General features: G+C 67.6%; 20 protein-coding genes. 8 read left to right on the top strand and 12 right to left on the bottom strand.

What is annotated here, in order from left to right:
• Positions 1-36: 36 nt before the first annotated feature.
• Positions 37-525, top strand: a complete 489-nt coding sequence (locus tag BO221_RS30345) for a DUF4265 domain-containing protein (RefSeq protein ID WP_233166311.1) — start codon at positions 37-39, stop codon at positions 523-525.
• Between the two features lie 15 nt (positions 526-540).
• Here BO221_RS30345 and BO221_RS30340 read toward each other — a convergent pair whose 3' ends face one another.
• A complete protein-coding gene (locus tag BO221_RS30340) occupies positions 541-1,521 on the bottom strand; it encodes an SDR family oxidoreductase (protein WP_073564294.1) in 981 nt (326 codons plus the stop codon).
• Positions 1,522-1,524: 3 nt separating this feature from the next.
• Positions 1,525-2,325 carry a lysophospholipid acyltransferase family protein gene (locus BO221_RS30335; RefSeq protein ID WP_233166310.1) on the bottom strand — a complete coding sequence of 267 codons (801 nt, stop codon included), beginning with the start codon at positions 2,323-2,325 and terminating at the stop codon, positions 1,525-1,527.
• Positions 2,326-2,563: 238 nt separating this feature from the next.
• On the opposite strand from BO221_RS30335, the gene BO221_RS30330 reads away from it, so the two are divergent.
• On the top strand, positions 2,564-3,544 hold the full coding sequence (locus BO221_RS30330; protein WP_073564404.1) for an alpha/beta hydrolase: 981 nt from the start codon (positions 2,564-2,566) through the stop codon (positions 3,542-3,544).
• Positions 3,545-3,547: 3 nt separating this feature from the next.
• On the opposite strand, the gene eutB is transcribed toward BO221_RS30330, so the two are convergent.
• The 5 genes from eutB to BO221_RS30305 form a co-directional block, all read right to left on the bottom strand.
• Entirely contained in the window at positions 3,548-5,869 is a 2,322-nt protein-coding gene (eutB, locus tag BO221_RS30325; RefSeq protein ID WP_083681566.1) for an ethanolamine ammonia-lyase subunit EutB, read from the bottom strand.
• A 91-nt stretch (positions 5,870-5,960) separates the two neighbouring features.
• Positions 5,961-6,521, bottom strand: coding sequence for an NUDIX hydrolase (locus BO221_RS30320; protein ID WP_073564291.1), 561 nt, complete (start codon positions 6,519-6,521; stop codon positions 5,961-5,963).
• Positions 6,522-6,525: 4 nt separating this feature from the next.
• Entirely contained in the window at positions 6,526-7,362 is an 837-nt protein-coding gene (locus BO221_RS30315; RefSeq protein WP_233166309.1) for a SirB1 family protein, read from the bottom strand.
• A 69-nt stretch (positions 7,363-7,431) separates the two neighbouring features.
• The gene (locus BO221_RS30310) at positions 7,432-7,710 is read right to left on the bottom strand and encodes a hypothetical protein (RefSeq protein ID WP_073564288.1); all 279 of its coding nucleotides are present in this window, start codon (positions 7,708-7,710) and stop codon (positions 7,432-7,434) included.
• A 13-nt stretch (positions 7,711-7,723) separates the two neighbouring features.
• Positions 7,724-9,334: a YiiX/YebB-like N1pC/P60 family cysteine hydrolase gene (locus BO221_RS30305; protein ID WP_073564286.1), complete on the bottom strand. Its 1,611-nt coding sequence runs from the start codon at positions 9,332-9,334 to the stop codon at positions 7,724-7,726.
• 179 nt (positions 9,335-9,513) lie between these two features.
• On the opposite strand from BO221_RS30305, the gene BO221_RS30300 reads away from it, so the two are divergent.
• Complete coding sequence (locus BO221_RS30300) at positions 9,514-9,831, top strand: DUF2795 domain-containing protein (protein ID WP_073564284.1); 318 nt, start codon at positions 9,514-9,516, stop codon at positions 9,829-9,831.
• A 315-nt stretch (positions 9,832-10,146) separates the two neighbouring features.
• Here the strand turns inward: BO221_RS30300 and BO221_RS30290 are convergent, their stop codons facing one another.
• The 3 genes from BO221_RS30290 to BO221_RS30280 all read right to left on the bottom strand — a co-directional run bounded on the left by BO221_RS30290 (position 10,147) and on the right by BO221_RS30280 (position 13,772).
• Positions 10,147-10,626, bottom strand: a complete 480-nt coding sequence (locus BO221_RS30290) for an RICIN domain-containing protein (RefSeq protein ID WP_073564280.1) — start codon at positions 10,624-10,626, stop codon at positions 10,147-10,149.
• 459 nt (positions 10,627-11,085) lie between these two features.
• Positions 11,086-12,939, bottom strand: a complete 1,854-nt coding sequence (locus BO221_RS30285) for a serine/threonine-protein kinase (RefSeq protein WP_073564278.1) — start codon at positions 12,937-12,939, stop codon at positions 11,086-11,088.
• Positions 12,936-13,772 (bottom strand): DUF2381 family protein, encoded by an 837-nt coding sequence (locus tag BO221_RS30280; RefSeq protein WP_158079939.1) that lies wholly within the window; start codon positions 13,770-13,772, stop codon positions 12,936-12,938. Before BO221_RS30280 ends, BO221_RS30285 begins: the two co-directional genes overlap by 4 nt.
• 566 nt (positions 13,773-14,338) lie before the next feature.
• On the opposite strand from BO221_RS30280, the gene BO221_RS30275 reads away from it, so the two are divergent.
• The 5 genes from BO221_RS30275 (at position 14,339) to BO221_RS30255 (ending at position 18,235) form a co-directional block, all read left to right on the top strand.
• Positions 14,339-15,106 (top strand): hypothetical protein, encoded by a 768-nt coding sequence (locus BO221_RS30275; protein ID WP_073564275.1) that lies wholly within the window; start codon positions 14,339-14,341, stop codon positions 15,104-15,106.
• Positions 15,107-15,825: 719 nt separating this feature from the next.
• Positions 15,826-16,029, top strand: coding sequence for a hypothetical protein (locus tag BO221_RS56455; RefSeq protein WP_073564273.1), 204 nt, complete (start codon positions 15,826-15,828; stop codon positions 16,027-16,029).
• Positions 16,030-16,033: 4 nt separating this feature from the next.
• On the top strand, positions 16,034-16,843 hold the full coding sequence (locus BO221_RS30265; RefSeq protein ID WP_073564271.1) for a hypothetical protein: 810 nt from the start codon (positions 16,034-16,036) through the stop codon (positions 16,841-16,843).
• A 49-nt stretch (positions 16,844-16,892) separates the two neighbouring features.
• On the top strand, positions 16,893-17,795 hold the full coding sequence (locus BO221_RS30260; RefSeq protein WP_073564402.1) for a hypothetical protein: 903 nt from the start codon (positions 16,893-16,895) through the stop codon (positions 17,793-17,795).
• The gene (locus BO221_RS30255) at positions 17,795-18,235 is read left to right on the top strand and encodes a CoA-binding protein (protein WP_073564268.1); all 441 of its coding nucleotides are present in this window, start codon (positions 17,795-17,797) and stop codon (positions 18,233-18,235) included. The genes BO221_RS30260 and BO221_RS30255 overlap by 1 nt, the downstream gene beginning before the upstream one ends.
• On the opposite strand, the gene BO221_RS30250 is transcribed toward BO221_RS30255, so the two are convergent.
• The gene (locus tag BO221_RS30250; protein WP_073564266.1) at positions 18,223-18,864 is read right to left on the bottom strand and encodes a TetR/AcrR family transcriptional regulator; all 642 of its coding nucleotides are present in this window, start codon (positions 18,862-18,864) and stop codon (positions 18,223-18,225) included. The genes BO221_RS30255 and BO221_RS30250 overlap by 13 nt on opposite strands.
• On the bottom strand, positions 18,861-19,985 hold the full coding sequence (locus tag BO221_RS30245; protein ID WP_198956209.1) for a saccharopine dehydrogenase family protein: 1,125 nt from the start codon (positions 19,983-19,985) through the stop codon (positions 18,861-18,863). Before BO221_RS30245 ends, BO221_RS30250 begins: the two co-directional genes overlap by 4 nt.
• Positions 19,986-19,987 lie beyond the last annotated feature (2 nt).

Here is a 19,987-nt window from a genome sequence, read left to right as displayed (position 1 = left end):
CGAGCCCTGGTGAGGTTGGGTAGGAGAACGGGCGCGGTGTGGCACGTGCGCCTGATACGCTCCATTCAAATGGCCGGTGAAGAATCCAAGCAGTTGGTCAAGGTCTTCTTCGAACTCGAGCAGGATGAGGATGGCTATCCGCCTGTCACGTGCGAGAGCATGTGGGCCACACCTATCGGCGATGGGCTCTACCGTTTGGGCAACATCCCTTTCTTCGCGAGTGGAGTCGCCTATGAGGATGTTGTCTCGGCGGTCCGTCGTGACGATGGCACGCTGGGCTTCGTCGAGGTTGTTCGCCCCTCCGGGCACAGCACCTTGCGCGTCATCGTCTACGAAGCCTCAGAGGTTCCGGCTCTGCGCCAGGAACTGGAGGCGCTCGGGTGTGACACCGAACTGAGTCACATTCCCAACCTGGTGGCTGTCGATGTCCCTCCGGCCCTCTCCCTGGATTCAGTGAGGAGCCTGCTCGAGACAGGAACTGTCTCCGAGCGCTGGGAGTACGAGGAGGCGTGCCTGGGGAGTTGATGGCACGCCGGGTCATTACTGTTTCAGCACCCCGAGCGCCTCGAGCCGGTCGAAGAGCTCCTCCCGGCGTGGGCGTGGGGGGGGGTGGTCCGCCAGGAAGGACTCGATGGTCTTCACCTCGTCGAAGCGGTAGGTGAAGCCGGTGGCCTCCTTGAAGGCTCGCGCATCCACCACGATGGGGTATTGCAGGTGGTAGAGCGCTCCGGGCGGCAGCTTCGGCAGTCCGAAGCGGCCGATGAGCTGGCGCAGCACCATCATCGGTAGTGGCACGGGCTGGCGCTGGGCCTGCCGGATGATGACGGACAGCGGCAGCGGCTGCGGACCCGCCACGTTGTACACACCGCGCACCCGCTTCTCCACCGCGAGCGCGATGGCCGACGCCACGTCGTCCTCGTGCAGGAACTGGAAGAGCGGATCATACCCCGCCACCATGGGCACCCGCCGGCCGCGCAGGAACGTGGCCAGCGTGCCCTGCGCCGAGGGCCCCAGCGAATAGCACACGCGCAGCACCGACGTGGTCAGCTCCGGGTAGCGCCACAGCGCCGTCGAGGCGTACAGGTCCGCGGCCACCAGGTCCGCCAGCTCCGGGAAGGAGGCCAGCTCCTTCGGCGGCTCGTCCTCCGTGTGGTACAGCACCGAGTCCGGCGCCGCCCCGTAGAACGTGTGCCGGCCCACGAAGACGGCGTGCTTCACCCCGTAGGCCCGGCAGTGCTCGAACACCACGCGCGTGCCCCCCAGGTTGATGCGGTGGCGCTCCTCGCCCTGCACACGCAGCGACGTCACCGTGGCCATGTGCACCACCGCCTCGGGCCGCCGCGTCCGGAACACGTCCTCGGCGGGCCGCTTGCGCAGGTCCACCTCGTGCACCTCGATGTCCGCCGGCGCGTCCTCCCACGGCCGCGTATCGATGCCGAACACCGTATGTCCCTGGTCCCGCAGTCGTAGCGCCACGCGCCGGGCCACCGCTCCGCCAATCCCCAGGATGAGGACCCTCATGGCTCAACGCCCTTCCCAGCGCTCGTGACGGCGCTGCTCGATGATGCCCGCGATGCGTTCCTTCACCTGCTCCACGTAGCCCTGGATGACCGTGTCTTCCTCGTTGCCCGTGCCCTCGAACACCATGGGCTCGCCATAGTGGATCTCCAGCGGCACCGGAAGGGGCAGCGGCAGCACGTACGGAGTGACGGGCACGTACGGCATTCCGAGCACCTTGCCCAGTCCGTAGAGGTTGGCCACCGTGGGGATGGCGGCCCCGCCTCCCAGGAAGCCGAAGGGGATGATGGGCGTGCGCGTCTTGAGCGCCAGGCGCATGAATCCCGTGCCGAAATCCACCAGGTCATAGCGCTGCGGGTAGAGCTTCGCGGTGCCGCGCGCGCCCTCGGGGAAGATCATCAACAGCCGGTCCTCCTCCAGGAGGCGGGCGGCGTGCTCGGGCAGGCCGGGGAACTGGCCGCAGCGGCTGGCCCACGTGGAGGCCACCGGCGTGGCGGCGATGAACTTCTCCGCCATGCCCTGCGCCAGCCGCGGCGGCTCCATCTCCAGGAAGCACGAGGTGACCACCATGGCCCCGTCCACCGCCACCCCTCCCGAGTGGTTGCCCACCACCATGGCCCTCCCGCGCGCCGGGATGTGCTCGATTCCGTGGCAGCGCACCCGGAAGTAGCTCCGGTAGAAGAAGCTCATCGCCTCGAAGATGACGCGCAGGTGCCACTTGGACACCCCGTACGGGTCCACCCCGTACGCGTTGAACGGCAACTCCAGCCGCTCCAGCCGCTCCTTCACCGACTCGGATTGCTTCACGCCTTCTCCCCCTCCCGGGACACGGCCCGCCATCGTGTCAGATCCCGCCCGCTCCCGGGGGCCAGTGTCGCGGTCCCTCGCACTCCGGGTCCGTATGCCAGGACCCACCTCCCCTCACCTTGAGTTTTTGTTCAAAAGTTAATTTCATTGGAAGTACCAGAAGGTCAGGAATATCAGGCCCTCCCGTTATTTATAGGAAGCAGGGATTTCCGGAATGGCCGCAAGAGGGAGGGTGGAGATGAAGAAGACGATCCGTACGATGGGCGCCTGGATGGCGTTGTTGCTGGCGCTGGCTCTTCCGGCGATGGCCGAGGCTCACGGGTCTCAGGGCGTGAAGGTGGAGCGGAGGGAGTTCCCGGTGCGGCTGGCCAACGGTCAGCGGTACACGGTGGTGGGCTACCTCTACTACCAGGGCAGCCTGAAGAACCGCCCGGTGCAGATCCTCACGCACGGCATCACCTACAACCACGGCTACTGGGACATGCCGGGGGTGGACGGCCAGGACTACTCGTATGCGCGGTACATGGCGCGCCGGAACTACGCGGTGCTCGCGTTGGACCTGCCGGGCACGGGCGAGAGTGACAAGCTGGATGGGGACGCGCTGAACCTGGCGGAGTCGGCGAGCGCCCTTCACCAGGTGGCGCGGCACCTCCGGGCCACGGCGGCGAAGAACACCTTCGAGACGCTCATCTACGTGGGGCACTCCAACGGGGCGCTCATCTCCACCTTCGCGCAGGCACAGTACGGCGATGCGCAGGCGCTGGTGAACACGGGCTGGCTGAACACCGCGCACGAGGTGCCGGTGGATCAGAGCGTGCTCCTGGGGTTCCTCGAGCAGGGCCCCTACATCCAAATCCCCAGCGAGATGCGCAGCGCGCTCTTCTATGACCCGGCGCACTCCAACCCGGATCTGGTCGCCTACGACAACGAGACGGCGGACGCCGTGACGCGCGGCCAGTACCTGGACCTGCTGACCATGATGGGCTCGCCGGCGTCCATTCCGACGGCGGACATCCGGGTGCCGGTGATGGTGCAGCTCGGGGACAACGACCTGGTGGCGTCGGCCTCCTACGCCAGGGCCGAGGCGAAGATGTACCCGCGCTCCCGCCTGGTGTGGGTGGACACGCTGAACAACACCGGGCACGTCTTCAACGGCCACTACGGCAAGGAGCGGGGCTGGGCGGCGATCGACCTGTGGCTGCGCCTCGTGGTTCGCTGAGGCTCAGGACGCGGAGGTGAGCTCGCCCAGGATGCGCGCCACCTCCGTCGCGGCGGCCTCGGGACGCAGGCTGGTGTCGGAGATGCCGGCCACCACGCGGGTGATGTTGTGGTCCACCGTGCCCGGCCGGGCCCAGACGCCGGCTGGAGGCGCGGTGACGTAGGCGGAGAAGCTGTGGTGCCCGGAGCCGGGGCGCTCGCCGACGACGTGGATGAGGGCACGGGGCCCGTCCGCCGCCGCGTCCGCGAAGAGAATCTCCCCCGCGCGGTAGCCGGCCCGCACGCGCCCCAGGGACAGCACGAGGTGCTCGGGCGCCACCCGGCGGCCAGCGGCCTCGAGCCGGGTGCGCAGCGCGGTGAGGAAGGGCCGCAGGTGGCCCTCGTCCATGAGCGAGCGCGCGTCCAACCCGTCCGAGATGACGAGCTGCACGTCGTACCGGCCCGCATGGCGCGCGCGCAGGGACTCCAGCACGCGCTCGGCGGCGGGCTCGAGCTGCTCGCCGGAGGGCGGGTGGAGGATGTAGTCGCGGCGGGTGGAGGCGCGGGTGCGCAGGGGCACGGCACCGGGAATCGACGCGATGAAGTCCGGAGTGAGATCGGACCAGAGGCCGGCCTTCGCGTCGTCGTAGAGGCGGCGCAGCTCGGCGTCCAGGGAGGGCTCCAGGTCCCACGGGTGCTCGCCATGGCCCACGGCGAGCGGCACGCCGCGGGCACGCACCTCGGCCATCTGCCGCGCGGCCTCGGCGAGCACGTCCGCGTCCGGGCGCGCGTCGCCCTTGTGGCGGCGGTACTGGAGGTACACCCAGGCGGGGTCCCCGAAGTGTCCGGTGGGGCGGCCCTCCGCGTCGATGACGCCCAGCTTCTGGAAGAAGGCCCACATCCGGTCATCCACCTTGTAGCCGAATTGCTCGCGCAGGCGGACGTGGTCCTGGAAGCCCGTGGTCAGGTAGCTGAGCATGGGATCATTCCGGGTGGGCAGCGCCATGAGGTAGCCCGGGTTGGCCGGCATGAGCTGCTCCAGGCACCAGCCCAGGTCGTCCAGCGACACGTCCATGTGCAGCGTGGAGCAGACGTCCAGGCCGATCGTCAGGCCGTGCAGCTTGCCCATGACGATGTCCTCGAGGCAGCAGCGGACGAGCTGCTCCCGGGTGCGGAACACCTCGGGGCCGATGAAGCCGGCCACGTCGTTGACGATGACATGCGGAGCGGGCTCGCGGCCGGCGCGGGCCTGCGCGGCGGCGATGCGCTGGGTGAGGGCGCGCGAGAAGCCGTACTTGCGCGACTCGTGCACCACCATGTCCACCCCGGCGGCATGGCCGTTGGTGGCGTCGGCGCCCTGGCCCGTCTCGAAGTACATGCCCCAGCGCCCGGTGCGCGCCGCGGCGTGCGTCTCCATCTTCTCCAGGGTGACGTCGAAGGTGCGGTTGGCGGCCTCGGTGCTGCCCAGGCTCTGGAACCAGATGCCGGTGGTGCCCGGCTGCATGGCCTCCACCACCGCCTGCACGTCCACGTGCGCCAGCACGCAGTGGGGCATCACGTCCCGCAGTCCGAACGTCACGAGGATGTCGTGCAGGGCGGACTCCACGGCGGCCACGGACTCGGGCGCCGAGGACACCGGGTTGGTGCCGAGCACCACGTCTCCCAGGGCGAAGCTCCAGCCGTTGAAGACCTGCCAGCGGATGTCCTCCGGGTGGTCCGTGGGCGAGTTGGGCTGGATGCGCGCGCCCAGGTAGCCCCTGGCGCCCACCTTGCTACCGGGGAGCGGATTGAAGACCTCACGCCCCACGGCGGCGAGCTCCGCGTTGCTCATCAGCTTCACCACGCAGCCGATGACGTCGCTGCTCAGCCCGCCCTTGAGCTCGTGGATGTCCGCCTCGCTCGCGGACAGCAGGAAGGCCTTGAGCTCACCCAGCGTCCAGCTCGCGGTGCGCGCCTGGGCCTTCGCGTCCAGCGCTCCCTGCATGTACGTGTAGAGCCGCTCCTCGATGAGCGGGTACGCGTCCAGGTCGCCGATGCGCGTGCGCGCGAGCAGCTCCCGGGAGTTGCGGCGGGATTCCTCGTCAGCCGCGGCGACGCCGATGGCCGCGTCCCCCTCCTTGAACTCGTTCGCCGCGCCCACCACCTGCTGGTACAGCCGGGGCTCGAAGGCGCCGTGCACGCGCCGCACGTAGGCGAACACGTCCTCACCGGGGAGGAGGCTGGGGATGGAGACGCGGGCCGGGGCGCTCTCGTGGGAACGAGCGGCCTCGGCGCTGGCGCCGGGGAGTGGGGCTGCGGGGAGCGGCTCGGAGCGCTCCTCACGGGGCTGCGTCAGGCTTTCCGCCATGGCGAACTCACCTCGGGGTGAAGAGGCTAGTGCCGCCCCGGCCGGGTGTCACGGGGGGCCCCATCCAACGCGGAGCACCCCCCGGCAAATTTCAGCGCGTCTCCCCCGCCTGGGCGAGCAGGTGCTCCAGGTAGAAGGCCACCACCACCAGCGAGTGGGTGATGGCCCCACCCAGGATGAGCTGGGGCACCGCCGAGCGGGGGTGCAGTTCCACGGCGATGTCCTCCCCCGCCTCCTGCCTGCCCTCGTGCTGCTTCACGCAGTCGAGCGCCAGGTAGCTGTGGCACACGTTGCTCTGGATGGCGGGGTTGGGGTGCACCTGGCCGAGCCTCACCACGCGGCCCGGCACGTACCCCGTTTCCTCCTCCAGCTCGCGCGCGGCGGCCGCCCCGGGGTCCTCTCCGGGCTCCACGAGGCCGCCGGGAACCTCCAGCGTCGTCTCCCGGGTGCCGAAGCGGAACTGGCGGATGAGCACGAGCTGGTCGTCCTTCGTCACCGCGATGACGTTCACCCAGTCGGCGCTGTCGATGACGACGCGGGCATGCTCATGGCCCGTGCGCGGATCCGCGACCATGTCCTGGCGGACCTTGAGGACGCGGTAGTCGTACTCCAGGCCCCGGCGCAGGCGGGGCCACGGTTTGATGGAGCTCATCGGCTCAGTTCAACAGCTCGGCGCGCTCGCGCAACTCCCGGGCCGTCAACTCCAGCCGATCCCGGTCCGGCGCCTCGGGCGACAGCTCCAGGCAGCGCTCCACGTCCTTGAGCGCCGCCCGGTAGGCCCCCAGGTTGGCCAGCAGCGACGCCCGCGTGCGCAGCTCGCCCGGATGGTTGGGGGCCAGCATCAGCAACAGGTCCACCACCGCGAGGCCCCGCTCGCTCTCGTCGCGCTCCAGGTACACCCGGCGCAGGTTGGACAGCATCCGGTAGGTGATGAGCTCCACCGGTGCCGGAGACAGCATGGTGGGGTTGAAGCGCAGCTGCGGCGCCACGCGCTCCAGCAGCTCCTTGCAGCCCTCCTCGGTGAGGATTTCCCCGCCGTGGAACGGGTCCACCACCAGCTTGTGGTCCCCCGCGCTGCAGGCCACCAGGAAGTGCCCGGGGAAGGGCACCCCGTAGAGGGGAATGCCCGCGCGCCGCGCCACCTCCAGGTACACCACGGAGAGGGTGATGGGCAGGCCCACCTTCCGCTCCAGCACCTGGTCCAGGAAGCTGTTCTCCGGCGCCTGGTAGTCCTCCTCGTTGCCGCTGAAGCCCTCGATGTCCGCGAGCACGTGACGCAACGCGGTGAGGCCGGCGAGCACCTCGCCATGGCCGGTGTGCCGCTCCATCTCCAACTGCACCCGGGCCGCCAGCGCGTCCAGCGTGTGCAGGTACGCCGAGGTGTCGAGCTCCGGCCGGTTGAGCGTCGCGATGGCCAATGCCGCCAGGTCCAACCGGGGTGGATCGGCCGCGAGCGCGGAAACGAGGCGTTCGCGGGCGACTGACGGACTCAAGGTCGAGGTGATGCTCACGGCGGGAAGGACTAACCCAGGCAAGAGGGAACGGCAAAGGCAGGCAGGCAGTCAGCTCCCAGGGGGTTCGGGGGGCAACAACCGCCCCTTGATCTCCGCCCGCATCGCCACCTGGGCGGAGATGAGTCCCGAAAGGAGACCGTCCTCGAACTCGAAAGTCGGGTGTTCCTTGAGTTTCGGGAAGTCATGGGGGTTGCGCAGCTCCTCGGGGGTGATGTTGGGCACCACCTCGCGGGCCAGGCGGAGGACCTTGGCCTGCTGCTGGGAAATCATCCGCTCGAAGAGCTTGCCGGAAATCTCCAGCATCTCGAGTCCGCTCTCTTCCGTCATGGGGCTCCTCTTGTCACTGCTGGGCGATGTCCCACTTCACCCGGCGCCAGGTGCGCCGGAAGGACTCTACATCGCCCAGGACCGCATCCCGCTCCTGCTCACGGCCATCGAGGAACGCAACGAAATCGAGCTGCTGGCCGGGCTGGCCGTACTCGGAGTCGAAGAGGCGGACGATTTCGTTGGCGGGCAGGGTGCGCCGGCCGGCCACGTCCACCAGGCCGATGCGCACGCCCGTCATGTCCTGGGAGGGGGCATAGGACTTGTAGACGAGCTCGGTGCACACGAGGGAGGAGTCGGAGAAGAAGTCGAAGTTGAAGTCATAGGGCCGGCCCTGGAGGTGGAAGGCGCGGGCGATGGCGCGGGCCTTCTCCACGGGGGACAGGCGCGGGCGCATGGCGCCGAGGTAGTCCACGTGCATGCCGTGCTCGGGGCCGGTGAAGGAGACGCCCTCGCTGATGGACTCGATGATGCGGATGGCGTCGCCGTGGCTGTCCGGGGCGGTATAGGTGGCCCACTTGGAGGGGTACTCGCGCGCCAGGTGCTGGGCGAGCGTCTGGGGAGCGCCGGGCAGCGTCTTCAGCCAGTCGCGCACGCCGGGGTCGCCATCGAGGAAGGAGGCCCAGTCCTGGGGCGTGCCCACGTAGAGCTCGGCATGGGGCCAGAAGCCGGGAAGGCCGATGTTGGAGAGGTACCAGTTCTGCCGGGCCACGAGGATGTCGCCCGGCTGCAGGTGGGCCAGGAGGGCGAGCGTCTGCTCGCGGCGGATGAGGGGCTGGCCGATGCGCTTCACCCGGGTGTCGCCCATCCACTCGGCCACCGAGCGCTGCACGGGGAAGATGGCGCTGGCGGTGGAGTCCTTGAGCACGTCCGCGCCGGCCTTGGTGAAGAGGGTGAAGCCGCGCTTGAGCAGCTTGCCGCGGGCCGCCTTGGAGTTGAGCCGCGTCTCCTGGATGAGCCACACGGCGCGGCGCACGTTGAGGATGCCCGTCTTCTTCAGCAGGGGCCGGAGCTGCTCGGCGTAGGTGTCGCCCGTCAGGAGCTGGGTGGAGGTGGAGACGTGGATGGCCTTTTCCTTGAAGCGGGCGAAGGTGCCGGCGGGCAGGCCGTACTCCTCGGAGGGCTCGTCCAGGAGCACCTCGAGCTGCTTGCGGCCGTTGGTGAGCTCCGCGTACGTGAGCCCGTGGGCCAGCTCGGTGGTGAGCGCGCCGTGGGTGAGCAGGAAGCCCCAGGCGTGCTTCGTCTGCCGGGTGAGGGCCGGTTGCTTGACGAAGTCCCAGTAGCGCTGGCGGATGAGCTCGAGCGAGGCGAAGTAGTCGGAGAAGGCCGCCCAGGTGGTGAGCAGGGTGCGCTTCTCGTCCGGCGAGTAGGGGACGTCCTGCTTGCGGGTGTAGAGGCCGCGCGTCTTGGAGATCTGCTCCTGCAGGGCGCGCAGGCCCTGGGCGTAGCGCTCGATGGCCTCGAGATCCTGGAGGGCCTGGTCCACGAAGGCACCGTCATCGAGCGAGTAGACGCTCGTGGCGTCGGCGTCGGAGGAAGGAGTCTCGGGTGTCTGGGGAGCGGGCGAGGGAGCGGCGGGAGGCGGGGTGAGCGCCAGCCAGGTGACGAGCAGGGGAGTGAGGAGCATCGGGAGTCCCGGAGGAGTTCTGGGAGCGGCAGTCTACCCTGGCCCTGGCCGGAAGGCTGCCCGGGAGGCATGGACGAAGGGGCGATGACGAGGTGGCCCGCCGCACATTCCATCCCCACGTTGAAGCCGAGGCCCGGGAGTGGAGAGGGAAGCCCGGGCGGAAAGGCACAGGACACGAGATGGCATTCGGATTTGCGGAGAACCCGGCACTCTCCATCACGCCCCACCTGGACTCCGTGGACTACCCGGCCACGCGCGAGCAGCTTGTCGCGGCCGCGGCGGACAACGGTGCGTACGTGGACATCATCAACGTCCTCAAGTCGCTGCCACGGGAGGAGTACCAGTCTCGCGAAGAGGTGATGCGTGATCTGGCGGAGGCGGCGCGGCGTTTCGCGAGCGGCGGCCTGCGTGATGATGACGGGGTGGATCGGGATCGGCGCAACATCGGCCGGGACCTGGTGGAGAACGCCCCGGATGGGAATTCGCGGCATCCGTAGTCACGGGAGATGACAGAGGCAGTCGAGGCGCTCGCGGGCGCCGGCCAGCAGCGGCCGGACCTCGCGGGCGCTGTGGTTTTCCGGGGCGGGGTGGGATTCGAGCTTGTGCCCACGTCACCGGAGCAAGCTCATGACCAGGAAGGCTCGGAAGTGAGGTGGCGTGCACTGCTCGCCATCGTGCTGGGGATTCTGCTTCCGGTCCCATTGATGTGGGCCTCGAACAGGAGCTGCTGTAGGGCAGGGGGTGGTTTCACCCCTGAAGGGGAAACCACCCTGTGAGGCCCGTTTCCAGAGGCTACGACGCCACAGCTTGGCTCACGCTTTCGAGCGCGACTCCGGCTGTGCGCTCGTCAGCCGAGACTGGAACGCCTCATGCGTCGCCACACTCACCAGGGTCCACTTCTGGTTCTGACCGCCATTCTGCGGCCAGATCAAGATCGGGTTGCCCGGGGAGACGTTGTCCTCCGAGTTGTCGACGACCATACCGGGGTTGGCGTTGTTGGCGATGAACGGCGGATTACCGACCCAGTTCCAGGACTGGGACAGCCGGCCAGGGATATAGGAGCTGAGGATGAGCTGCGAGCCCTGGGTCACAGTGCCCTGCACGTCGAGATACAGGTCCTGGTTCGCGGCGAGCCTGATGAGCCCCGTGTTCGGGTCCATGATCCACTGCGTCAGCGGGTTCGCCGCCCCCTGGATGTAGCTGAGGACCACGGGCTGGTTCATGGCGGCCTGGAGCACCCCAAAGCAGTAGTTCGTGTTCTGCTGACTCTGGATGATGTACTTTTGAGACATGGGTTTTCCTTGATTGTACCTGTTCACAGGCACGTGAGTGGGTCCGGTCGATGGCCCTTCACCAGAACGCCGAACCGTTACCGTTCTGATGTGCGCCAAGTTGCCAGCCGAGCTGCATCGGCGCCGTGATCCATCTCACGCTCTGGAGGTGACACGAATCACATCTCATGTGAAAACCCTGACGTGGACACCTGAGGAAGTCCTACTCAACTTTCGCTATTTTCAGGCTCGGCGAGAGCCGCAATTCATGCGGCTGTAATCATTCACGGGTCGGCACGGCTCCCATTGGAGGATTTCCCGGGCCATGATTTGGTGCCGCCGGAGCGCGCTGTCCAGCCCATGCAAGCGTCGCTTGCATCCCCGGCACTCCTGGGGCACCAACTCCACCACCTGTTACCTTTCTCCCAGTGACATGCGGTGCGCGGAGCGCCGCGGTTCAACGGGCCCGAGCGGAAGCACTCAGCGCCAGTCCGGCGGAGCCAGATCGACGCGGGGCACGTAGTAGCCCTCGGGCCCCTGCAACACCGTCTCGAAGCGCGGATCGTTGAGCACCACGCTACCCGGGCTCTTGTCCACCCGAGCCGGGTCCACCTTGGCGCCATGCATGGGCAACTTCGCGTACGTCGGGATGCCGTACTGGTGCAATCCATCCAGGGCCACGCCACAGATGGGATACATGGTGCCGTCCTGCAGATAGAGCCGGTCGAACTGGATGTAGACACGGTGGGGGGTCGTCACCGCCTCGCCAGTGATCTTCAGATACAGCTCCTGGCCGTTCATCTCCACGAACATGGATGCGGTGATGGGGCCCGGCTTGAGGTTGAGGGCTCCTCCATCCTCGATGGATTCATCTGACACGGGAGTGCCCGATTCCGGCTCGATGAAGGAGCCCTGCTCGTCGGGCTTGATGCCAAGCTTGACCGGGGTGGCACGGGCCTCGGGGGAGCAACTCGCAAGGTAGCCGATGGGGTCGGGCCGCACGGGAGCGGTGGCGCACCCGAGCATCTGAGCGGTGGCCGCTCCCAGCAGGCTGGTGAGCAGCGCGCACCTGCGTGAGCCAGCCACAGGTGGCGTGGAGGAGGTTTCGGGCACTTCGGTGGCAAGAGGCGGCATAGGGGATGTTCCTTTTTCGGAATGCGCCGGAGTGACCGGTGCAGTGGGCTCCGCGCGGAGCAGCATCCACCCTATCCCGAGCACTCCCAATCCGAGGGCCAGCGCGGCCAGGCGCCGCAGCCGCCTGCCCGTCCACCCCGCGCGCTCGGGCGAAGGGTCCTCTGGTGGAGGGGCGGAGGCTTTCGGTTCCGCGAGTTCCTCTCGTGGCTCCTCCAGCAGGTCCACATCAGGGAATAGCTCCCGCACCCGTGTGCACTCGTCGGGGCGCTGTGCCGGAGCCTGCCAGGACGCGGTGTGTCCCTCTTCCCCGAGCAGTCGCTCCAACTCCTCGCGGACCGCCCGGGCGTTCGGAGGGCGTTGGGCGGGTTCTTTCGCCAGCAGCCGCAGGGTCAGCCCGCATAACGAATCAGGAGCACCGGGCGCGAGCTGTTCGGGCTCCAACGGTGGCGTGGAGGCGATGGTCGCCAGCAAATGCTCCAGTGGCACCCGCGTGCTGAAGGGACGGCAGTTGGTGAGTGTTTCGTACAGCAGTACGCCCACGGCATACAGATCCGCCGCGGGGCGGGCCTCCAGCCGAGCGTCCCGGGGCGTGTCTGCCGAGAGCAGGGACGCCAGGAAGAGGACGGCCTCGGGTGGTTGGCAATGGAGCGTTCCCGGCGCGAGCCCATCTGTCAGGACGAGCGCACAGGGCAGGTGCACAGCACCGAAGTCGATGAGGAAGGGCGCGTCGTCTCCCTCACGCACTAGCAGGTTTTCCGCTTTCACGTCCCTGTGGCACATGCCGCGCTCGTGCAGCACCTCGAGCGTCTTCAAGAACTCGCACAACACGCCCACGCTTCTCTGCAACGTGGCACGTTCGTGCCAGCGCCAGACGTGGAAGGTGCTTCCAGAGACGTAGGGGGTGACGAAATAGGTGTATCCCGTCTCCGGGTCGGGCCACCGGCCCCGCTCAATCACTGTCAGCAGGTGAGGGTGCTCCAGGTGCTCCAGGGAGGCCATCTCGCGGCGCATCCAGTCGTCGACCCGATCCTCGTCCTCTTTCGAGACGGGCTTGGCCGCCATCTTCAACGAACAACGGCGCCCCTCTCGCTCTACCAGGAAGACGAAGGAGAAGCCCCCGACGCCCAACCGGCGCACGATGAGGAAGTCCCGGATGTAGTGCCCCGGGCGAAGCTGGTGGGGATGCAGTGGCCGGCTCATGGGTGCGTCCGCACTTCTTCGAGGGGAAGGGGTTGGAAGGCCCCAGGCGAGTCCTCTCCGTCCAGGGCCAGTTCCAGCCGCGAAGATCCTTCCGGGAGGACACCACTCAGGATGTGGCGCTGACGTATCGCCCCTGCTTCTCCCGAGAACAGGTGCGCGGGCCACTCCAGGAGGACGCCGTCCGCGAGTGTCGCCCGCAGACGCGCCTGGACCAGCCTCCACGGGGAGGTGCCCTTCTTGCGGCTGCGCAGGGCCACGGTGGCGAAGAAGCGCCGCTCCATCCAGAGCACGGATTCAGCTTGTCCCCGTGAGACTCGTGGCTGGAGGTCCGCAGCTCGCTGGGGAACAGCGAGCGTGGCCCGGCCGTCGGGTGTGGACAGCAGGCTCCGGGCCAGTGCCGACACGGCGGCCTCATCGGCGGAGGGCTCACTTTTCACCACGCGCACCTGGAGATCCACCGCGTCGGGCCGGGTGACGAGCGTGAAACGGAGTGGCTCGACTCCTGGCCCGGTCTCCACGGAGAGGGGCACCTGCGTCTCCTCGGGCAGGTCCGTGATGGGGACGATGATCAGCGAGCCGTCATCTATCGGCACGAGTTGGAGGCGTTTCTCGTCCTCGGGGAGTGTCACGGCTCCGCGCTTCAGGGGTGCTTCGAACAGGAGGAGCGAGGCCACACCCGCGCGCACTTGCAGTTCCAGTGGCGGCACCTGCCCGGGATGGATGGGGACCACGAGCATTCGTCGGCGGATCCACGGCGAGTCCAACCGGGCCTGTGCGGCGGCCGGGGCGGAGAGCAGGAGGGATAGGACGAAGAGCCAGGAACCAGGGCGCACGCGAGCACTCACAGGGCAGGAGTGCAGGGTAGGGGAGGCGCTTTCCTGGGGACAAGAACAAACCCACTTCCGCCGTCGCCCCCGTGGGGATAACTCCCGAGGTCAGGAAGTTCCGGCAGGTCGCTGGTCACGGCGTCCTCTCGGTGGGATGACATGGCTGGGTGGCATCACTCCAGAGGGAATGGCAGGCCGTCTGAGGACCACCACTTTCAAGGTCGGGCGAGTGATACTGCCCGGCAAGGAAAGCTAGCGAGGGAGCTGGCAAGAAACCGAGGGAGCAGCACCGGGCTACCGCCGAGGTCATCTTTCAGGGACTACCCCGGAGGAGAGGACCATGGCCCTGGAATTTGTAGCCCTCAAAGCCCCTCGCCACTCGTGGGTGCTCGCCGGTGTCCGACGGCTCATCTTTGGCGGTTCACCGCATCCGGAGAGTATCGCTAGGAACGCCAACGGCGGGAGCCACCTCATGATCTCTCCCTACAGTTCAGGCTACTTGCTTGTGGACATTAACCACGGCTAGAACGTTTCGGTCGCGCATCCGCTGCAGCGCCCTCCGGAGACCGTAAATGGCCGTGTCGCAGAAGACGCACCCCGACCCGAGGCGGGTCGCCTTCGGTGCTGTGCTCGTCGGCCTGTGCAGCGTCATCACCTGCGTAGCGCTCAGGTCTGGAGGGGACGCGGCGCCCGTTGCGGTGCCGCAGGCCGCGCCAGCGAGGGCGCCCACGGCTGCGGATGTGCTCGGCGTAGGGCCCGACTTCACCCCGCAATACACCTTTCTGAGCATGGACCGGGTCGACATCGCGGGGGCGCCGCGGTTGGTCGTGAGAGTGCAGGTCCCCCGTGGACTTACGCGGGAAGAACTTGAGGGGAACGTCCGGCACGCGCTCCTGCGTTTCTATGAGGCTGGCCCCGTGAAGTTCGGCGCTGTCAGTGTGGGCGCCTTTACCACGACGAAAACGAATCTGGGTTATGACGCGGCCAAAGGTGATTTCGCTCCGGGCGGTGAGTGGAGCGCGGCAGATCCCGGCGTCCCTCTGTCGAATTGGCTGGCCAAGGTTGACGTTGAGGAGCGTTATTTTCAGGAACGGAAGGCGCTGCCAACCGGAACGCGCGCGACCCTCGTTAAGTCTGAGTTGTCGGACACCGTCAGCATGTCGCGCAGCGCCGATCGCTGGGGGGCAGAGGACATCCTGGCAGAACTGAAACCAGGGGCCCCCGTGGTCGTGGTTGGCTCGCAGGACTTGGGCGCAGCTGGAACAGCTTACGAGGTTGAGACGACCAGCAAGCCGAAGCGCCGGGGATGGGTGCTCGCTGGTGACCTGAAGACCGAGTAGGCCCTCTGGCACTCAACTGCTGAATCTATTCTCGAAATGAAACGGGCCCCCGTTCACGCCGAGCGGGGGCCCGTAGACGACTGGAGCTGGAGCGCCCATCGATGGTCGGCGGTGACGCTGTTGGGGACGCGCTGGCCCTTGTACACGGGCAGCACGCTCCAACTCTGCCCCGATAGCGAGTGGCCTCGATTGACGGAAGAACGCCGGACAAGCGAGGCCCATTCGAACGTAGGTTCGTCTGAGGGCAAAGCGCTCGCGAGCCGGGGTGCTTTCTGCCAATGTGAACGGACGTCATGCGCCTCCTTCGTTCGTTCCTCCCTGGAGCCATCCTCCCCAACGTTGCATGCTCCATGCGCATGCGTGGGAGGAGTCTTCTTTGGGCGGTAGCCCTCGCATTGTCATTGACCTCTTGTGTCAGCACCCATCACGCTCCATCCCCAAGCGAGGCGGAAATCTCTGACTTCGTGCTCGTCATTGGAGAGGCGCCAGACGGTCAATCCATTCATTCGTGGCGGCGCGCTGACGAGGTCGGCCTGAGCGGGTATGCCCTACCACCCAGCACTGGAGCTATTGTCCTCGTTTCACGCCGTCCCAGGGATTGCGACCAGGAGCAAATTGCCTGCGTCAGGGACTGTATGAAGCGCAGGCGTCCGTCCCACGAAAGCCACATCAATCGCAATAACGGAAACAAGTATGGGTTTTGTCAGACAAGGTGTCTGATGGAATATCAGCAATGTCTTGAGGTAGAGAAGGCTCGCTCGCTCCAGTTCTCCACGGGAAATGATGCAGTGGAGTGGCTGAAGCGAAACCAGAAGGAACTCTTTGCTGGAACGATAGTTGTCATCGCTGGTGTTGCTTTCGTGTCTCTTTCGGCCGGGCCGGGATTCCTCATCTTGGCTCCCATCGTGCTCGTAGCGAGTTGAAGAGATGAATCCCGACCTCATCAAGATGACCCTGACACGGCTCCGCGAGGTGGAACGGTATGCCTCCACCTCGGACCAGGCCGACGCCCTCACTGCGTCTAGGACTACGCTGCATTTCATCCAGGGCAGGGGGGAGACAGGCGAGTTCAAGGCATTTGTAGAGAGCTTCGACACCGCCCCCGTGACGCCCCTCCAGTCCTTCACCACCAAGGATGAGGCGGATATCTGGCTGCGGAATCATCCTGCCCCGCCTCACGGCGCCCTCATCAAGGCCGCGAATGACTTCTATACCGTCGTCGACGCACGCGCTCTCCACCACCGAAAGTTGCTGCGCCTTCCCTCTCCTGAAGAAGTGACGCAGACGGATGAGGCAGGGGAAGAAGCTGAGCAAGAAGTCGAGGAAGCGCCGGAGCCATCAAAACCGAGCCCTGGCGCGAAATTCAGCCTCTTCAAGCTCTACGACAGGACCTGCTACGACCTCCATCAGATGGAGAAGCGGATGTCCTCACCCGAGGAACTCGAAGCCATCAGGACCGCCAAGATCTCCTTCAACTTCGTGATGCGCGTGGGGGAGGAGTATGGCTTCGAGGAGTACCTGGAGAGCCTTCGCTTCGCCAGGACCGCACCTCGTCTCGCGTCCTTCGCAACCCATGAGGAGGCGGACTCCTGGTTGGCTACTCAACCCGAGCCTCCACCTCCAGCCGTGGTCTCCATTGGGAACGAGCTTTACTCCGTGGGCTACAATCGTCACCGGAAGATGCGCGTGCTGATTCGCATCCCTCCGCAACGGGAGTTGGACTCCAGCGCGCCGTAAAACGAAGCGCTCGCGAGCCAGGGTTCTTTCTGCCAGCGTGCGCGGCGTCATGCGCCTTCTCCGTTCGAGCTTCCTGCTGCTCCTCGTGGCCCTGGCCAGCGCGTGCAGCCGCAACGTTCCCTCGTTGGTGCCGAAGTCAGGTGCTCCGCCTTTCCCACGGCTCGAGTTCCGTCCTCCCGATGACGCGGTCCTTACCGAGTCGCTGAAGAGTTCCGTGGGACGCAGCGGCGCCCCGGGCACGCAGGACGCGGAGTTGACCACCGTCACGCGCTTCACTCCGGAGCAAAACGGCTGGCTTCTCACACAGCGGGTGACGCAGGCGCGCTACTCGCGCGACGGCGCTCCGGTGGAGACCCTGGTGGATGATGTCCTCACGCGCTTCGTTCTGCGCGTGCGGCTCGCGAGTGACGGAACCTACTTGGGGATGGTGGCGCCGGAGGCCGCGCTGGCGGCGCTCGCGGCAGTGGCCCCGGCGGGGCAGGACGTCTCTCCGCTGGAGGGCTTCTTCGCCCCGGATGCACTGGAGGCGCGCACGCGGAGCGAGTGGGACCTGAAGTACGGCGGCCTCTATGGACGCTCCTGGGAGCCGGGAGCGCGTTCCTACGTGGTGGGCACGGTCCCCCTGGGCGGGCGTGAGGTGACGTACCTCCTGGAGCGCGCCTTCTCCGGGACGGTGACCACCGAGCACGGTGAGGCGATGTTGTTCTCGCTGCGCTGCCTGGAGGCCCCCGGAGCGGACGCCTCTCCCCAGGTGCTCGAGGCGTTGAGCCAGGCGGGGAACCCGGAGCTGACGCCGGGGGTTCAGTGCGAGGGAGAACAGTTGCTCGGAAGAGGCCGTTTCATCCCGGTGCGGCGCGGGCTCACCTTGCGGGCGACGTTGGACGGAGAAACCTGGACGTGGGCAGCCCGTTCGCAGCTGGAGTCAGCGCGGGCGCCCGAGGAGGAGCGGTGATGGGCTACGAGCAGAATCTCATCGAGGACGAGGCGGGCATCCGCGCGGTGGTGCAGGGCAGCAAGCGCGTGGCGGTGCTGGGCATCAAGACGGAGCAGCAGCAGGGCCAGCCGGCCTTCTACGTGCCGCAGTATCTCGCCGATGCGGGCGTGGACGTGGTGCCGGTGCCCGTCTACTACCCGGACGTGACGCACATCCTCGGCAAGCCGGTGTTCCGGCGGCTGGTGGACATCCCGGGCGACCTCGACCTCGTGGATGTCTTCCGGCGGCCGCAGGACATCGACCAGCACGTGGAGGACATCCTCGCCAAGAAGCCCAAGGCCGTCTGGTTCCAGTCCGGCATCCGCAACGACGCGGCGGCCGAGAAGCTGGCCCGGGCAGGCATCAAGGTGGTGCAGGACCGCTGCCTGATGGTGGACCACCGCCGCTACGGCCGCTGAGGGCCCTTCTTCCGGCTCGGAGCGGGCGGTGTGGGCTCGCTCTTCGTGGTGAGCCAGGTGCTCACCCGCCGCAGCTCGGCCTCGACCTTCCTGTCGGGCGCGCCCAGCGTCCCGGAGCGGAAGAGCGAGAGCCCCTCCATCATGGCCACCAGGAGCTCCGCTCGCGCGTGGACCTCGGCGCGGGGCAGTTCCGGGGCGGCGAGGCCCAGCCGCTCCGCCACCGCGCCAATGTAGCGCGCGTAGAAGGCTCGAAGCTCCGTGGCGATGGTGGGCTCCCGAGCCGCCAGCGCCCACAAGTCGTAGAAGAGCCGGTAGCTGGCGGGGTCCTTCTGGTCCTCCAGCAGGGACTCCAGCGCCGTGTCGAGCGCCCGGGCCGGGCTATCCGCCGCGCCCATCCGTTCCTCGATTTGCGCCGTGGCCCGCTCCAGGATGCGCGCGAGCAGGGCCCGGACCAGCTCCTCGCGGGTGGCGAAGTAGTACTGGAGGTTGCCCAGCCGGATGCCGGCACGCTGGGCCACTCCTCGCAGGCTGAGGGCCGCGTGCCCCTCGTCCACGAGCAGCCGCTCCGCCGCGTCGAGGATGGCCTCGCTCCGCTCCTGCCCCTTGGGGGAGGCACCGCGCGTGCTCATGCCGCCCGCCTCTCCGCGTCCGCGCCGCCCCGCACCTCGAGCTCCACTCCCAGGGAGCGCAGCGCCTCGAGCACCCGTCCGGGTGACCCCGATTGCTCCGGGAAGACAACGCCACGCGGGGGCGCGTCTCCATCCAATCCGAGTGCACGCTCCAGCGCGAGGGTGGCTCCCGCGGCGGTCAGGTGGGCCTGTCCCCGTGCATCCACCAGCGTGGCCGAGCGCGACTCCCCACCCCGGGAGACGTCCACGCGGAGCACGGCCCGTCCTCCCTGGCCAGAGCCTCGCAGCAGGGCGCGGCGCAGGTTCCGGAAGCGCTCCCCCCGGAGCAGGTGGAAGAGCCCCATCCCCTGGAGCACCTGGAACGCGATCGTGGCCGATTCGTCGCTGAACCCGATGCGCGTGGACACCGTCCGGGCCCCGAGCACCATCGGCAGCGTGAGCTGCTCGGGCGTGTCGATCCGGACCACCCGGCGCGCGCGGTCCTCGAACCGTACCCGGCGCGCTCCGGACAGCGGCTCCACCACCTGGCGCTGTCCGTCCTCCATCACCTCGAAGGCGACGTGCATGCGGTCCATGAACTCGATGGAGTCCTCGCCCGCGCGATCGGCCAGGTCGTAGAGGATGGCGGTGTCGATGGAGGAGGCGCCCCCCAGCTCCCGCGCCAGCGCCGCGCCGACCAGCGGGACGAGTCCTCCCATCCACCCGGAAGCGAGCACGACGGCGGCTCGGGGCGGCTCCACCGCCATCCACGCCAGCGCCTGTTGGACGCGCGCCGTCCAGCGGGTGATGTCCACGTAGGGAATGCCAGCGCGCATGCTCGCGCGCAGCAGGCGATCCATCGGATCATTCACCAGGGCGACGACGGCGCGCGCGGAGAAGTCGAGCGGCGCCGGGCCGGAGAGATCCACCGCCTGGAGCGTTGCTCCCACGTCCTTTGCCAGGGCGCTGCCCCGGGAGGGCGTCCGTCCGGCCAGCTTCAGCGGCAGCGAGGGATGCCGGGCCCGGATCATGCGGGCCACCTCGGCGCCAACGACCCCGTACCCGCCGACGAGCACTACGGCCCCCTCCGGGTCATACCGGAGCGTGTCCCGCGCGATGACTTCCTGTGTCTCAGAGTGCATGG

Origin of the sequence: Archangium sp. Cb G35 (genome assembly GCF_001896145.1) — a bacterium.
In the GTDB taxonomy this organism is placed as follows: domain Bacteria; phylum Myxococcota; class Myxococcia; order Myxococcales; family Myxococcaceae; genus Archangium; species Archangium violaceum.
The sequence above is the reverse complement of the archived record's forward strand: the minus strand, read 5'-3'. Positions and strand labels throughout refer to the sequence as shown.

Bases quoted from the DNA above. Each gene is read 5' to 3' on its own strand.
- BO221_RS30340 (WP_073564294.1), bottom strand. From the start codon at position 1,521: ATGAGGGTCCTCATCCTGGGGATTGGCGGAGCGGTGGCCCGGCGCGTG.
- BO221_RS30330 (WP_073564404.1), top strand. From the start codon at position 2,564: ATGAAGAAGACGATCCGTACGATGGGCGCCTGGATGGCGTTGTTGCTG.
- eutB (WP_083681566.1), bottom strand. From the start codon at position 5,869: ATGGCGGAAAGCCTGACGCAGCCCCGTGAGGAGCGCTCCGAGCCGCTC.
- BO221_RS30320 (WP_073564291.1), bottom strand. From the start codon at position 6,521: ATGAGCTCCATCAAACCGTGGCCCCGCCTGCGCCGGGGCCTGGAGTAC.
- BO221_RS30310 (WP_073564288.1), bottom strand. From the start codon at position 7,710: ATGACGGAAGAGAGCGGACTCGAGATGCTGGAGATTTCCGGCAAGCTC.
- BO221_RS30305 (WP_073564286.1), bottom strand. From the start codon at position 9,334: ATGCTCCTCACTCCCCTGCTCGTCACCTGGCTGGCGCTCACCCCGCCT.
- BO221_RS30300 (WP_073564284.1), top strand. From the start codon at position 9,514: ATGGCATTCGGATTTGCGGAGAACCCGGCACTCTCCATCACGCCCCAC.
- BO221_RS30290 (WP_073564280.1), bottom strand. From the start codon at position 10,626: ATGTCTCAAAAGTACATCATCCAGAGTCAGCAGAACACGAACTACTGC.
- BO221_RS30285 (WP_073564278.1), bottom strand. From the start codon at position 12,939: ATGAGCCGGCCACTGCATCCCCACCAGCTTCGCCCGGGGCACTACATC.
- BO221_RS30275 (WP_073564275.1), top strand. From the start codon at position 14,339: ATGGCCGTGTCGCAGAAGACGCACCCCGACCCGAGGCGGGTCGCCTTC.
- BO221_RS56455 (WP_073564273.1), top strand. From the start codon at position 15,826: ATGGAATATCAGCAATGTCTTGAGGTAGAGAAGGCTCGCTCGCTCCAG.
- BO221_RS30265 (WP_073564271.1), top strand. From the start codon at position 16,034: ATGAATCCCGACCTCATCAAGATGACCCTGACACGGCTCCGCGAGGTG.
- BO221_RS30260 (WP_073564402.1), top strand. From the start codon at position 16,893: ATGCGCCTTCTCCGTTCGAGCTTCCTGCTGCTCCTCGTGGCCCTGGCC.
- BO221_RS30255 (WP_073564268.1), top strand. From the start codon at position 17,795: ATGGGCTACGAGCAGAATCTCATCGAGGACGAGGCGGGCATCCGCGCG.
- BO221_RS30250 (WP_073564266.1), bottom strand. From the start codon at position 18,864: ATGAGCACGCGCGGTGCCTCCCCCAAGGGGCAGGAGCGGAGCGAGGCC.
- BO221_RS30245 (WP_198956209.1), bottom strand. From the start codon at position 19,985: ATGCACTCTGAGACACAGGAAGTCATCGCGCGGGACACGCTCCGGTAT.